12 protein-coding genes are annotated in these 13,155 nt (G+C 58.4%); 9 read left to right on the top strand and 3 right to left on the bottom strand.

Annotated elements, in window-relative coordinates:
* Positions 1 to 96: 96 nt before the first annotated feature.
* Complete coding sequence (locus CRD18_RS05410) at positions 97 to 1,740, bottom strand: exonuclease domain-containing protein (RefSeq protein WP_070595599.1); 1,644 nt, start codon at positions 1,738 to 1,740, stop codon at positions 97 to 99.
* 323 nt (positions 1,741 to 2,063) lie between these two features.
* On the opposite strand from CRD18_RS05410, the gene CRD18_RS05405 reads away from it, so the two are divergent.
* Positions 2,064 to 2,306 (top strand): HigA family addiction module antitoxin, encoded by a 243-nt coding sequence (locus CRD18_RS05405; protein ID WP_005510305.1) that lies wholly within the window; start codon positions 2,064 to 2,066, stop codon positions 2,304 to 2,306.
* Positions 2,307 to 2,477: 171 nt separating this feature from the next.
* On the opposite strand, the gene glgX is transcribed toward CRD18_RS05405, so the two are convergent.
* Complete coding sequence (glgX, locus tag CRD18_RS05400) at positions 2,478 to 4,619, bottom strand: glycogen debranching protein GlgX (RefSeq protein WP_049193987.1); 2,142 nt, start codon at positions 4,617 to 4,619, stop codon at positions 2,478 to 2,480.
* A 274-nt stretch (positions 4,620 to 4,893) separates the two neighbouring features.
* Here glgX and CRD18_RS05395 point away from each other — a divergent pair, with 274 nt between their 5' ends.
* From CRD18_RS05395 to CRD18_RS05375, 5 genes are all read left to right on the top strand, one after another.
* On the top strand, positions 4,894 to 6,390 hold the full coding sequence (locus tag CRD18_RS05395; RefSeq protein ID WP_049170291.1) for a methylmalonyl-CoA carboxytransferase subunit 5S: 1,497 nt from the start codon (positions 4,894 to 4,896) through the stop codon (positions 6,388 to 6,390).
* Between the two features lie 23 nt (positions 6,391 to 6,413).
* The gene (locus tag CRD18_RS05390) at positions 6,414 to 8,027 is read left to right on the top strand and encodes an acyl-CoA carboxylase subunit beta (RefSeq protein ID WP_049193986.1); all 1,614 of its coding nucleotides are present in this window, start codon (positions 6,414 to 6,416) and stop codon (positions 8,025 to 8,027) included.
* The gene (locus tag CRD18_RS05385; protein WP_048734709.1) at positions 8,027 to 8,332 is read left to right on the top strand and encodes a hypothetical protein; all 306 of its coding nucleotides are present in this window, start codon (positions 8,027 to 8,029) and stop codon (positions 8,330 to 8,332) included. Before CRD18_RS05390 ends, CRD18_RS05385 begins: the two co-directional genes overlap by 1 nt.
* A gap of 71 nt (positions 8,333 to 8,403) precedes the next feature.
* Positions 8,404 to 8,763 carry a biotin/lipoyl-containing protein gene (locus tag CRD18_RS05380; RefSeq protein ID WP_016422964.1) on the top strand — a complete coding sequence of 120 codons (360 nt, stop codon included), beginning with the start codon at positions 8,404 to 8,406 and terminating at the stop codon, positions 8,761 to 8,763.
* 89 nt (positions 8,764 to 8,852) lie between these two features.
* The gene (locus CRD18_RS05375) at positions 8,853 to 10,217 is read left to right on the top strand and encodes a Na+/H+ antiporter family protein (protein WP_016422963.1); all 1,365 of its coding nucleotides are present in this window, start codon (positions 8,853 to 8,855) and stop codon (positions 10,215 to 10,217) included.
* Between the two features lie 40 nt (positions 10,218 to 10,257).
* On the opposite strand, the gene CRD18_RS05370 is transcribed toward CRD18_RS05375, so the two are convergent.
* Entirely contained in the window at positions 10,258 to 10,926 is a 669-nt protein-coding gene (locus CRD18_RS05370) for a TetR family transcriptional regulator (protein ID WP_224784224.1), read from the bottom strand.
* 191 nt (positions 10,927 to 11,117) lie between these two features.
* On the opposite strand from CRD18_RS05370, the gene bioB reads away from it, so the two are divergent.
* From bioB to CRD18_RS05355, 3 genes are all read left to right on the top strand, one after another.
* On the top strand, positions 11,118 to 12,125 hold the full coding sequence (gene bioB / locus CRD18_RS05365; RefSeq protein WP_016422961.1) for a biotin synthase BioB: 1,008 nt from the start codon (positions 11,118 to 11,120) through the stop codon (positions 12,123 to 12,125).
* Positions 12,112 to 12,414, top strand: a complete 303-nt coding sequence (locus tag CRD18_RS05360; protein WP_048734678.1) for a hypothetical protein — start codon at positions 12,112 to 12,114, stop codon at positions 12,412 to 12,414. Before bioB ends, CRD18_RS05360 begins: the two co-directional genes overlap by 14 nt.
* Before the next feature lie 75 nt (positions 12,415 to 12,489).
* A complete protein-coding gene (locus CRD18_RS05355) occupies positions 12,490 to 13,068 on the top strand; it encodes a hypothetical protein (protein WP_048734676.1) in 579 nt (192 codons plus the stop codon).
* Positions 13,069 to 13,155: the final 87 nt, after the last annotated feature.

The following is a 13,155-nucleotide window of genomic DNA, read 5'->3' as shown; positions in this document are numbered from 1 at the left end:
CCACCAGGAAAAGCTGCTGCCTGACCGCTGTGGCAGCAGCTAGCCCCAGAGTCTGCACCCGCCGTCCGAATGCGAATTTTTTCTCGTGAACGTGGCCTAGAAGGGTGGCATTCCGTCATCGCCCGGCAGGGAAGTGGAACCAAACATTGGAACCGACTCACTGGAGTTGTCCCCGGTGCTGGCGCTAGGTGTTCCTTCCGCAGTGTCTCCCGCTTCGGACGCGCCATCCTCTTCCGGATTCAGCCCGAGTGCGGTGAAGAGCTCCTTCTCAGTCCAGATCTGGATTTCCTGGCCTTCGGCCTGCAGCTGTCGAGCCCTCTTCTCCTTCGACGTCACCGAATCCCACGGACCGGCGACCAAAATGGTCGTTTTCTTCGTGACACCCTTATTGATATTCGCACCTGCAAAGGCAATCTTGTCCCACAGAAAGCCCTTGTCATACGGTGCAAAATCACCGGTCAGTGTCACCCGCTGCTGGTACAACAGGCCGCTTGGATCCGCGTCCGGATTCGGGTCTGGAATGGTGTCCGGTGTCTTGGCCGCATCCCATTTCGCATTGCGACGCGGCCGTCGTGACGGCGCGGAACTGCCGGACTGCGCACCAGCACCAGCACCAGTTCCCGCGTTGGTCCCGGCACCAGTGCTGGCGACACCAGCCGGGTCATAGCGCACCATCCGCACTCGTCCACTGCCAATCTGGCCCAAGCTCAGCGAGACCTTCTGGCTCAAATCAGCCACCGATGTTGCGCGCTGCTGCTCCATCAACCACAGCGCTACCTCAGCACATGCGACCGCATCGGCCGTCGCATCATGATGATTCTCCAGCGACGTCCCCGCGGCCTCCGCCAATGTCGGCAGCTTCAAGTTGGGCAGCCCCAACTGCATCTGCCGAGCCCACATATAAGTACACGCAAAATTCAACTTCGGTGCTGGAATGCCTTCCGCCCGGCACGCCCGCGACAGGGCTGTGAAATCAAACCGCGCATTGTGAGCAACTACGTCCAAATCCCCAACGACGTCAACAAACTTCGCCAGCTGCTCCGGAAATGACGGCTCACCGGCCACATCCGCCGCTGTGATGCCATGAATCGCGACATTGGCTTCATCAAAATACTCCAGCCCCTTTGGCGGACGGCACATCCAGGAATAACGATCCGTCACCTTCCCGCCACGCACGACCGCAACACCAAGCTGAATAATCGAGCCGGTGTCTTCGTTCGCTGTCTCTACATCGAACGCCGCAAACGGTGCGATGTCTGACACCGCAACCTCATCCCCAGTAGGAAGCGGTGCAAAAGGCACAGAGTGCTTTACGACGTCGCCCGCGCCCTCAACCACACTCACGCCTTCGGTGACCGCCGCGCGCTGTGCCACCCACGGCATCAACGTGGAAGTAAAAGCATCTGCTGAGTTGTAGAACTCAGGATTCTTGGCTATCTCCGCCACGAGGTCTGCCAGCAACTGCGCTGCTGCCTGACGATGAGGCATCACACGGGCCTTTGGTAAAGCTACCCCGAGGTCTACCGTGCCGGGGAAAAAGCGGTTGGCCGGAGTGTAGACACCGTTTTTACTTGCCGATGCGACCTCGGCAACGTCGGTAAGCGGGAGGGGCTTCGCGGGGGCGGTGCTGGCCGTGTTGATGGTGTGGGTAAGGCGGAGCCCATCTGCGGTAATAGTCACCGTGTCGCCGGTGAGCTCGAAGACGACGGCGGGCTCGGAGGATGGCGTGGTCGTAGTCATGCACTAGATGGTAGCGCCGATGGCGGATTGAGCCCCATAGAGGCTGTGGTACCTGCGGTTCTCGCCGAGTACACGTGGCTTCCGACAATGTGGAAATGCCCACAAAAATAGGAATATTTATGGAGCGTTCGGACAGTGGGGGTGTCTGTACCCCTGAAAACCACATGTTTTGGGGGGTTAAATGTCCGGATGCATTTTGAGCGGGCGCTCCTTATACTTTTCGACGAACGGCGGTAACTGGTCGTTCGAGCTTTCGAGCTCAAGCGAAGGGCAAAGCGGAAACAACGTATGCCAGTGAAGCGATGAAATAAGGAGTAAACATTTTGAGCACGCATCCTGTGCACCCTGGTTCTATCTTGAACGATAATTTCCTCGAGCCGCGACACCTCTCTATCTACCGACTGGCTCTTGCCATCGGCGTGCCAAGCTCAACTCTGGAGCGCTTTCGCACCGGCCGCACTGCGGTCACCACTGACCTCGCAAATCGACTGTCCGACTACTTTGACACCGAGCCGGAGTACTGGTTGAACTCTCAGGCGGAGTTCAATATGCGCGCATCTGCGTAAGAAGACTTCACGCCAGCTCGGCTCCCGCGGTGCTGTGTTGACCCAAACCCTGTTTTGAGTTGAACTCAGAGCCGAAAATCCCCTGTCAGTGGAAGAAAAGTCTTCCGCCGACAGGGGATTTTGTGTAGGAACCAACCCAGGCCCGGGCCCCTACACCCAACGCGGATGCGGCTAGTGCCGCTCGATCAGCACGATGGTAGAACGGGCTGGCACGCGGAGCTCGCCTTCTGGCTCAACGATGCGCTCGCGGGTCGGGCGACCCGTGATCTCTGTGGTGTCGATGATGACTTCCCAGCTGTGTGCGTATTCGGTGCCCGGAATTTGGAACATGATGTCCTCGTGGTGGGCGTTGAAGCACAGCAGGAAGGAGTCATCTTCAATCCTGTGACCTCGGCGATCAGGCTCAGTGATGGCATCGCCGTTGAGCCAGACCATCAACGACTTGCCGAAGTCGAAGTTCCAGTCATCGGTCGTCATGACACGACCCTCATAGGTCAGCCAGGCAATGTCACGATCGTCGGTTTCCGCACCGAGCGGGCCACCGCGCAGGAACCGGCGGCGTCGGAAGACTGGGTGCTCCGCACGCAGCTCAGTCAGGAACTGGGTGTATTCGACCAGTTCAGAGTTGGTACGCGTCTGATTCCAGTCGACCCAGGCCAAACGGTTGTCCTGGCAGTAGACGTTGTTGTTGCCCTTCTGGCCACGTCCCATTTCGTCACCGTGGCTAATCATCGGAGTGCCCTGGGACAGCAGGAGAGTGGTCAGGAAGTTACGACGCTGGCGGGCGCGCAGCGAAATGATGCGCTCGTCGTCGGTCGGGCCTTCCACACCGCAGTTCCACGAACGGTTGTGGGACTCGCCATCGCGGTTGTCCTCGCCGTTGGCCATATTGTGCTTCTCGTTGTAGCTGACCAAGTCGTTGAGGGTGAAACCGTCATGCGCGGTCACGAAGTTAATCGACGCAGTTGGGCGGCGGTCATTGTTTGCATACAGGTCCGAGGAGCCGGTGATACGTGAAGCGAACTCGCCGAGCGTGGATGGCTCACCGCGCCAGAAGTCGCGGATGGTGTCGCGGTACTTACCGTTCCATTCAGTCCACTGCGGTGGGAAGTTACCGACCTGGTAGCCACCTTCGCCGACATCCCACGGTTCTGCGATGAGCTTGACCTGGCTGACAATCGGATCCTGCTGCACCAAGTCAAAGAAGGCGGAGAGGCGATCCACATCGTGGAATTCTCGAGCCAGGGTGGATGCCAAATCGAAGCGGAAGCCGTCGACATGCATCTCGGAGACCCAGTAGCGCAGCGAATCCATAATCAGCTGCAGCGAGTGTGGGTGGCGCACATTCAGGGAGTTACCGGTGCCGGTGTAGTCCATGTAGTGCTGGCGATCGCCTTCGACCAGGCGGTAGTAGGCCTCGTTGTCGATGCCTCGGAAGCAGATGGTTGGGCCCATGTGGTTGCCCTCGGCGGTGTGGTTGTAGACCACGTCGAGGATGACCTCAATGCCGGCATCGTGAAATGCGCGCACCATGCCCTTGAACTCGCTGACTGCTCCGCCTGGCTTTTGGGAAGCCGAGTAGTCCTGGTGTGGTGCTAGGAAACCGAAGGTGTTGTAGCCCCAGTAGTTGCGCAGCCCCTTTTCGCGCAGGTGGTCGTCCTGGAGGAACTGGTGGACCGGCATCAGTTCGATAGCCGTGACACCAAGGTCCTTGAGGTAGTCAATAATTGCCGGATGCGCGAGACCGGCATAGGTACCACGTAGCTCCTCCGGGATATCCGGGTGAGTCATGGTCATACCCTTGACGTGGGCTTCGTAAATCACGGTCTCGTTGTACGGCGTGCGAGGTGCGCGGTCAGCGCCCCAGTCGAAGAATGGGTTGATGACCACGGAGGTCATGGTGTGTCCCAGGCTGTCCTCGGTGTTGCGCTTCGAGTGGTCATGAATGTCATAGTTGAACAGTGATGGGTGACCGTCGAATTCGCCGTCGAAAGCCTTGGCGTATGGGTCGACCAGCAGCTTGTTGGGGTCGCAACGCTTACCGTTGGCCGGATCGAATGGGCCGTGTACGCGGTAGGCGTAGCGCTGGCCCGGCATGATAGACGGGATGTAGCAGTGCCAGATATGCGCATCGACTTCTTCCAACTCAATGCGTGTTTCTTCGCCTTCGGCGCTAATCAGACAAAGCTCAACCTTTTCCGCAACGTCGGAAAAGAGTGCAAAGTTGGTGCCAGCGCCGTCGTAGGTAGATCCGAGCGGGTAAGGCTCACCCGGCCATACTTGATAATCGCCGACTGTATTTGCTTGGTTCATGTGACTACCTTAACCGTTTTGTAAAAAACATGAGCCTTTTTCGGTCCCGTGTGGGCGCGCCATCCGTCCCATCTGTCGAGCGCACTTCGCAAAAACGACCCCCAAGGAAAAATTCGAGTCGAACGGTTAAGAGCATAAACTTCGCGCGAAAATAAGTATTTAACCCTGCAAGTGGGCAATTTGACACTCTAAACGCACCTTGGCGGGCGCCGAATCACCAATATTCGCGGTCACCAACGCGCGAAGATTCCCAAAGGCCTTTACTTTTGGAGTTATGAGTCCACGAACCATTGGTGTAACGGAAGTAGCGTTCCGAGACGCTCATCAGAGCCTCATGGCAACGCGAATGGCTATGGAAGACATGGTCGATGTCTGTGAAGAAATGGACAAGGCCGGTTTTTGGAGTGTGGAGTGCTGGGGCGGCGCAACCTTTGACGCCTGCATCCGCTTCCTTAATGAAGATCCCTGGGAGCGCCTGCGGACATTCCGCAAGCTGATGCCGAATAGTCGCCTGCAGATGCTGCTGCGCGGCCAGAATCTTCTCGGTTACCGCCACTACGAGGACATGGTGGTTGACAAGTTCGTCGAGAAGTCCGCTGAAAACGGTATGGACGTATTCCGTGTTTTCGACGCGCTCAACGACCCACGCAATCTCGAGCACGCCATGCGCGCGGTCAAGAACGTCGACAAGCATGCGCAGGGCACGATCTGCTATACGACGTCTCCGCTTCACGACGTCGACGGGTACGTGAAGCTCGCTGGTCGTCTACTGGATATGGGGGCGGACTCCATTGCGTTGAAGGACATGGCAGCGCTGCTGAAACCCCAGCCGGCTTACGACATCATCCGCGGCATCAAGGAAACGTACGGCGAGGACACCCAGATTAACGTCCACTGTCACTCGACCACCGGTGTCACGATGGTGACTTTGATGAAGGCCATCGAAGCTGGTGCGGATGTCGTGGACACGGCAATTTCGTCGATGTCGCTGGGCCCGGGGCACAACCCGACCGAGTCGCTGGTGGAAATGTTGGAGGGAACCGACTACACCACCGACCTGAACATGGATAACCTCATCACCATTCGTGACCACTTCCGCAAGGTGCGTCCGAAGTACGCAGAGTTCGAGTCGAAAACCCTGGTCAATACCGACATTTTCATGTCGCAGATTCCTGGTGGCATGTTGTCGAACATGGAAAACCAGCTCAAGGCCCAGGGCGCGGGTGACCGCGTCGAAGAGGTCATGCGTGAAGTACCGATTGTCCGAAAGGACGCCGGTTACCCGCCGCTGGTGACTCCGAGCTCGCAGATCGTCGGCACGCAAGCTGTGTTTAACGTGCTGATGGGACGCTACAAGGTTATGACGGCTGAGTTCGCCGACCTCATGCTCGGCTATTACGGGCAGTGTCCTGGTGAGCGCAACCCAGAGCTGATTAAGCAGGCAGCGGAACAGACCAAGAAGGAAGAAATCACGGTTCGCCCGGCTGATCTCCTCGAACCAGAGTGGGACGACCTGGTCAAGCAGGCCAAGGAGCTCGACGGTTACAACGGCACCGCCGAGGACGTCCTGACCAACGCACTGTTCCCATCCGTCGCACCGGGATTCTTCACCACGCGCGGCGAAGGGCCGAAGAACGTCGGTAAGACTGCCGAACAGCTCAAGCGCGAGGCGGAGCAAGCCTCAGGTGCTGCCAATGCCATTCGCGAGCCAATTCGCTACAAGGTCACCGTTGGCGGTCGCTCACAGACCGTCCAGGTGGAACCCGCCTAGGAACATCGGGAGAAGAGATAGCAATGTCGCAAAGTTCAGCAAACCAGCCGAATTCGGCGGATGCCGTCGCGCCGGGCGTCGACGCCTCGATGGCGGAGCGCCTGGATTATTTGGATGCTCAGCGTCGCCGTGTTGAGGCCGGTGGCGGTGAAGCCCGCCAGGCCAAGCAGCACGAACGTGGGAAGATGACTGCCCGCGAGCGTATCGACAACTTCGTCGACGAGGGCACTTTCCGTGAAACCGGCATGTTCATGACTCACCGCACCACCGACTTCGGCATGGATACTGCCGACGCGCCTGCCGACGGTGTGGTCACCGGCACTGCCGCGGTTCTCGGCCGGGCAGTGCACGTGGCCTCCCAGGACTTCACGGTCATGGGTGGCTCCGCTGGTGAAACGCAGTCCCGCAAGGTTGCGGCCACCATGCGCGCTGCTGCCGACAACGGCACTCCGTTCGTGTTTATCAACGACTCCGGTGGTGCTCGCATTCAAGAGGGGATTGACTCTCTGTCGGGCTACGGCCAGGTCTTCTACAACAATGTCTGGCTTTCCGGTCTGGTGCCGCAGATTTCCATCATTGCAGGCCCATGTGCTGGAGGCGCTGCCTACTCGCCAGCGCTGACCGACTTCATTATTCAGACTCGCAAGGCACAGATGTTCATCACCGGCCCGGGCGTTATTAAGTCGGTGACCGGCGAGGAAGTCACCTCCGAGCAGCTCGGTGGCGCTGATGCGCACATGGCCAAGGCCGGCAATATTGACTTCGTTGCCGACGATGACGAGCAGGCCATCCTGATTGCGCAGAAGCTCTTAAGCTTCCTGCCACAGAACAACACGGAAGAGCCACCAATCGTGGATCCGGTATTCGACGCCGAGCCGGATCCAGAGCTCCGCGACATCGTCCCCGTCGATGGCAAGAAGGGCTACGACGTCCGCGAGGTCATAATCCGTATCGCCGACAATGGCGACTTCCTCGAGTGCCAGGCGGGTTTTGCCACCAACCTAGTCGTTGGTTTTGGTCGAGTTTTGGGTCGTACCGTGGGCTTTGTCGCCAACCAACCGAACGTGATGTCCGGTGTGCTGGACATCAATTCCTCGGACAAGGGCGCAAAGTTCATCCGCTTCTGCAATGCCTTTAACATCCCGCTGGTCACCCTGGTTGACGTTCCTGGCTTCATGCCGGGCGTCACCCAGGAGCATGGCGGCATCATCCGCCACGGCGCAAAGATGCTCTACGCATACTCCGCAGCGTCTGTGCCCAAGGTGACCGTCGTCATGCGTAAGGCCTACGGCGGTGCGTACCTGGCGATGTGCTCGAAGGACCTCGGCGCGGACTATGTATTCGCATGGCCGACCGCGGAAATTGCGGTGATGGGCGCAGAGGGTGCGGTCAACGTGGTCTTCCGAAAGGAAATTGCCGCCGCGGGCGACGAGGAAGAGCAGGCGCGCGTGCGCGACGAGCGTATCGCCGAATACAAGACACGCTTCTCGACGCCGTATGTCGCCGCCTCGCGCGGACTGGTCGACGACGTGATTGACCCGGCGGAAACCCGCCTGCGTGTGGCTGACGCACTGTCGGTTCTGCGTAACAAGCGCGAGGTTCGCCCGGCCAAGAAGCACGGATTGGGGCCACAGTAATGTCTGACGGCATCGGTGAGATTAAGGAGCTGCGAGCGCTCGTCGCTGAACTGACCGACCGGTTGGATGCGACCTCGACAAGCTTGCAGAAGGCCACGGCACGACTGAATCAGGCAGAGAGCGAGTTGGCTGAACTGCGCAAACGCGTGGACGCAGATATCCCCGAGGATACTGTCATCGCCATTTCGGCAGCGGTGTCTGCGTACCTGGGCAATCGCGGCAAGGTGAAGGCAATTCGATACAACCGCCATAAGACGTGGGCTGCGCAGGGACGCCAGATCCAGCAGCAGCACAACCTGCGTTAGTTGGAAATTTTCGATAACCGACTTAATTGAGTCTGACTCATTGACTTTTGTTACGTGAGGATTGTTGAGCCATGAAATTGAAAGTGACTGTCGGCGGCATTGCCTACGATGTCGACGTTGAAGTAGTTGAGGAGCCCAAGCGTCTTTCGCCCATCGTGTTGGGTGGATCGTCGAGCGCTTCCGTTGAGCCGGCCACCGCTAGTGTCTCGGGTGTCTCCGCCAATTCGGTGGTGGCGCCACTGGCAGGTTCGGTCAGTAAGATTTTGGTCGAGGAAGGCCAGAAGATTGAGGCTGGGGAGGTGCTGCTCATTCTCGAGGCAATGAAGATGGAAACCGAGATTACGGCCCCGGCTGCAGGCACCGTCGGCTCTATTCATGTTGAAGTCGGCGACGCAGTGCAGGGCGGCCAGGGACTCGTCTCGATTGATTAGCCGCATTAGCCGGGGTGTAAAGATTTTGGGGTGAAATCTTTCTAGCCCCGGTTGCTGGAAATACTTAAGGTTGCCTTAATATTTTCCTTATGAATGCCGTTCTTCTCGCCGTTTTGGTGATGCTAATCCTGGCGGTCTGCCGGGTACACGTTGTGCTAGCGCTGTTTATTGGCGCCTTAGTCGGTGGTCTTTCCGCCGGTATGGGGCTCGATGCCACAATGGTTGCCTTCCAGGAAGGCCTCTCTGGTGGTGCGAAGATTGCCCTGAGCTATGCCATGCTGGGTGCCTTTGCCATGGCAGTGGCATCCTCCGGGCTGCCCAAACTGCTGGCCGATTGGCTGATTGCCAAGATCGGCACGGAGGATGAAGGCGCTAAATCTAAGGCAGAGGCATGGACCAAGTGGGGCATGGTCGCCGGCATTTTGGCCATGGCGATCATGTCGCAGAACCTCATCCCAGTTCACATTGCGTTTATCCCGCTGATTATTCCGCCGCTGTTGCCGGTATTTAACCGCCTCAACATCGACCGTCGAATGATTACCAGTGTGATGACCTTCGGTTTGGTCACCACCTACATGTGGGTTCCGGTCGGATTCGGTTCTATCTTCCTGAACGACATCCTGCTGGGGAACATCGAGAATGCTGGCCTTGATGTTTCCAATATCAACATCATGATGACGATGGGCATCCCGGCTCTCGGCATGCTGGCCGGTCTGGCCATTGCCGTATTTTTCTCCTACCGGAAGCCACGGCATTACGAAGATCGGCCGATTGCCCAGTCCTCACACGCAGAAACCCAGTCTGACGAACCGGTGTCGAAGTACCGAGTTATCGTTGCTCTCGTTGCAATCGTGGTGACTTTCGTCGTCCAGATTGTGATGAATTCTATGGAGACCGATGCCGATCCGTTGCTGATTGGTGCACTCACTGGTCTGGCAATCTTCATGCTCACCGGCGCCGTGCGCTGGCGTGAGGCGGACGACGTGTTCACCGCCGGTATGAAGATGATGGCCCTGATTGGTTTCATCATGATTTCTGCACAGGGCTTCGCCTCGGTGATGTCGGAGTCCGGCCAGATCGAGCCGCTGGTGACCGCTACTGCAGAGCTGTTTGCGGGCAACAAGCCTGCCGCTGCATTCGCCATGCTGGTCGTTGGTCTGGTGGTCACGATGGGTATTGGTTCGTCCTTCTCGACGCTGCCGATTATCGCCATCATCTATGTGCCGTTGTGTGTATCGCTGGGCTTCTCGCCGATGGCTACCGTCGCCATCATTGGTACTGCAGGTGCTCTGGGCGATGCTGGTTCGCCGGCATCGGACTCGACGCTCGGCCCGACGATGGGTCTCAATGCCGACGGGCAGCACGACCACATTCGCGATTCGGTTATTCCGACCTTCCTGCACTTCAACCTGCCGCTGCTGGCAGCTGGTTGGGTAGCAGCTCTGGTGCTCTAGCGCCGGGGCGTGACCGTGAGCGTGATTGTTTCAGCGGGGCTTAGTGACCTGCAATTCCCTTAGTCCCCGCAACCCCCGCAATTCCGGCGATAAAGAGCTCGGTTCCCAGTGCAATGCGCTGGCGGCCGAGCTCTTTTGTCTGTGTAGCCGTATCTTCAGGGGAAGTCGCGACCTCAGCGTCCTTACCGGCGGTGTTCTCGCCACTGGCATCACCATTGTCGGAAACGCCCTTGGCGCCATTTAGATTAAGCGCGATGGCTGTCTGCTGGTCGACTGTCGCACCGAGAATGAAGTACACGAGGACAGACGCGGTATCACCCGCTGATGGGGTGCTGATGGAGGTTTCGGATGCATTCTCCAGGACGTCGGCAAGCAGTTGTTCGGGGCGAATCGTGGCGGTGCCCGTAGCGAGCGCGGCCGAGACGACCTCGGCGCCATCCCGATGAGCGGTGAGGCAGGAGTAGAGCAGCTCGGCGACGGCTTCGATGTCGGCACGCCAATCGCCTGTGGCGGAAAACTCTGTGCAGGGAGCCAAGATGCGGTCAGCGACGGCGCCCAGCAGTGCCTGCTTGGAAGGGTAGTGCCAGTACATTGCGCCAGCGGCGGTACCCAAGTGGCGAGTCAGGCGGCGGATCGTGAGATCGCCGAGTCCGTACTCGTTGAGAATGGTGAGAGCTGCGTCGACAATGATGTCCTTGGTCAATTGCACACTGCCTACCGTAGACGAAAGAAGAATCATCTGGAAGATGTCTCAAGGCTGAAATGGGGAGCGTAAATCCGCGACACGACGGGAATTGAACCCTGTTCGACATTCTGTAGCTGCGGTATTAAGTTTGATAACTGAACAACTTCTGAAACGGTGTTCAAGTTTTATCCCCAGCCTCAAGGAGCATCACCCCCATGACTCAACAGCAGCAGGACATTTTGGAACTCGCCCGAGAAAAGGTGCTCGGCCGCGGTGAGGGGCTGAACTATGAGGAGACCCTGGCAGTTCTGAACCTCGATGACGACAGCATCGAGGATCTGCTGGCACTGGCGCATGAGGTGCGCTTGAAGTGGTGCGGCGAAGAGGTCGAGGTTGAAGGCATTATCTCGCTGAAGACTGGCGGCTGCCCAGAGGACTGCCACTTCTGTTCGCAGTCGGGTCTGTTCGAGTCCCCGGTGCGTTCGGCATGGCTGGATATCCCGGCGCTGGTGGACGCCGCTAAGCAGACCGCAAAGTCGGGTGCGACTGAGTTCTGCATCGTTGCTGCAGTAAAGGGGCCGGACGAGCGACTGCTCAGCCAGATGGAACAGGCTGTCGCCGCCATTCAGGCAGAGGTGGACATTAATGTGGCCGCCTCTATGGGCATTCTGACGCAGGAGCAGGTGGATCGCCTGGCCAAGGCTGGTATTCACCGCTACAACCACAACCTCGAGACCGCCAAGAGCTACTTCCCGCAGGTCGTGACCACCCACACTTGGGAAGAACGTCATGACACCCTGCGTATGGTCGGCGAAGCCGGTATGGAGGTCTGCTGTGGCGGCATCCTGGGTATGGGAGAGACCCTTGAGCAGCGTGCCGAGTTCGCTCAGGACCTGGCGGAGCTCAACCCGACCGAGGTGCCGATGAACTTCCTCGACCCGCGTCCGGGCACTCCGTTCGCCGGTCGCGAGCCGATGCCAGCCAAGGACGCACTGCGTGCCATCGGTGCCTTCCGCTTGGCTCTGCCGAAGACCATCCTGCGTTTTGCTGGTGGTCGTGAGCTCACCCTGGGCGACCTGGGCGCAGAAAAGGGGCTGCTCGGCGGTATCAACGCTGTCATTGTCGGTAATTACCTGACCACGCTGGGCCGTCCGGCGGAGCAGGATCTGGACATGCTTGGCAAGGTACGACTTCCAATTAAGGCCCTCAATGCAACTGTCTAAGCCTCGGACATCTAGCCCGCGTGCGACGCGGGGTAAGAAAGTCGACTCCACGGAGCTGCTCCAGGCCATGGTGCTGGGAGACGATCCCAAGTTCGATCCTTTTACCGGCGCCGACCTCGAAGCTGGTGAAGTGCGCGAACGCTCCTATGGTGCAAAAGCTGGACTGGAGGCGCCTCGATTCTGCCAGCTCTGTGGGCGCCGGATGGTGGTGCAGGTGCGTCCGGACGGCTGGACTGCAAAGTGCTCGCGCCACGGCGAAGTGGACTCCGTTATGTTGGAGCAGCGATAAAAGGCGCTGGTTGTGCTAGTGCGCCATTCGGGCACGCTAGTACTGGATGTGCGCCGTGAGGTAAGTTAGTCAACTATGACCATGAAAAATACCCGAGTCCCGCACGTTGAAAAGCAGAGCGTGGCAATGGCCTCGGGTATTGTTCTCTTCTCCGTTGTAACGGGAACGATAGCCGGAGTGGCCTGGGCATTCCTGCGCCCCAAGCAGCAGGTGCAAATGCTCCCAGATAACCAACTGGCGATTATTCAGGAAACCGTTGACGCTGGTTTTATCGGGCTGCTCTGGTTTGTTGCTGTCACTGCCATCAGCGGCCTGGTGCTGGGAATTACTACCTTCCGAAACCGTGCCATCACGACTCCTGTGCAGATGCTCACGGCAATTGGATGGGCAGGTTTCTCCGCGTTGATGAGCGCAGCAGTGACGTACCTCGTCGGTCAGTCGGTTGCGGCATTGCTCCAGCCGGATCTGGCGGGAATGCAGCCGGGCGATAAGTTCTCGGTGATTCCAGACTTCAAAACCTATGTAGCACTGCTGGTCGCGCCACTGGTTGCCATGCTCGCACTGTGGTCCCGGGTGCTGTTCCAAACGGACTTCACGGAAGGCAACGAGAGCGCTGCAGACAATGCTGCGGACGCAGATTCGGTCACTAAGTGAGACGGTGAGGTTCTGCGCGGGAGCCGTCGTAAAGCACTAATTCCTACTGAACAGGGGTAGTTATTGGGAAATAGGCTTATACAAGCC

It is taken from the genome of Corynebacterium sp. LK31 (assembly GCF_014335015.1).
Classification (GTDB): Bacteria; Actinomycetota; Actinomycetes; order Mycobacteriales; family Mycobacteriaceae; genus Corynebacterium; species Corynebacterium jeikeium_D.
Note: the sequence above shows the minus strand (reverse complement) of the source record. Positions and strands in the feature narration are given on the sequence as shown.

Bases quoted from the DNA above. Each gene is read 5' to 3' on its own strand.
- CRD18_RS05410 (WP_070595599.1), bottom strand. From the start codon at position 1,740: ATGACTACGACCACGCCATCCTCCGAGCCCGCCGTCGTCTTCGAGCTC.
- glgX (WP_049193987.1), bottom strand. From the start codon at position 4,619: ATGAACCAAGCAAATACAGTCGGCGATTATCAAGTATGGCCGGGTGAG.
- CRD18_RS05395 (WP_049170291.1), top strand. From the start codon at position 4,894: ATGAGTCCACGAACCATTGGTGTAACGGAAGTAGCGTTCCGAGACGCT.
- CRD18_RS05390 (WP_049193986.1), top strand. From the start codon at position 6,414: ATGTCGCAAAGTTCAGCAAACCAGCCGAATTCGGCGGATGCCGTCGCG.
- CRD18_RS05385 (WP_048734709.1), top strand. From the start codon at position 8,027: ATGTCTGACGGCATCGGTGAGATTAAGGAGCTGCGAGCGCTCGTCGCT.
- CRD18_RS05380 (WP_016422964.1), top strand. From the start codon at position 8,404: ATGAAATTGAAAGTGACTGTCGGCGGCATTGCCTACGATGTCGACGTT.
- CRD18_RS05375 (WP_016422963.1), top strand. From the start codon at position 8,853: ATGAATGCCGTTCTTCTCGCCGTTTTGGTGATGCTAATCCTGGCGGTC.
- bioB (WP_016422961.1), top strand. From the start codon at position 11,118: ATGACTCAACAGCAGCAGGACATTTTGGAACTCGCCCGAGAAAAGGTG.
- CRD18_RS05360 (WP_048734678.1), top strand. From the start codon at position 12,112: ATGCAACTGTCTAAGCCTCGGACATCTAGCCCGCGTGCGACGCGGGGT.
- CRD18_RS05355 (WP_048734676.1), top strand. From the start codon at position 12,490: ATGACCATGAAAAATACCCGAGTCCCGCACGTTGAAAAGCAGAGCGTG.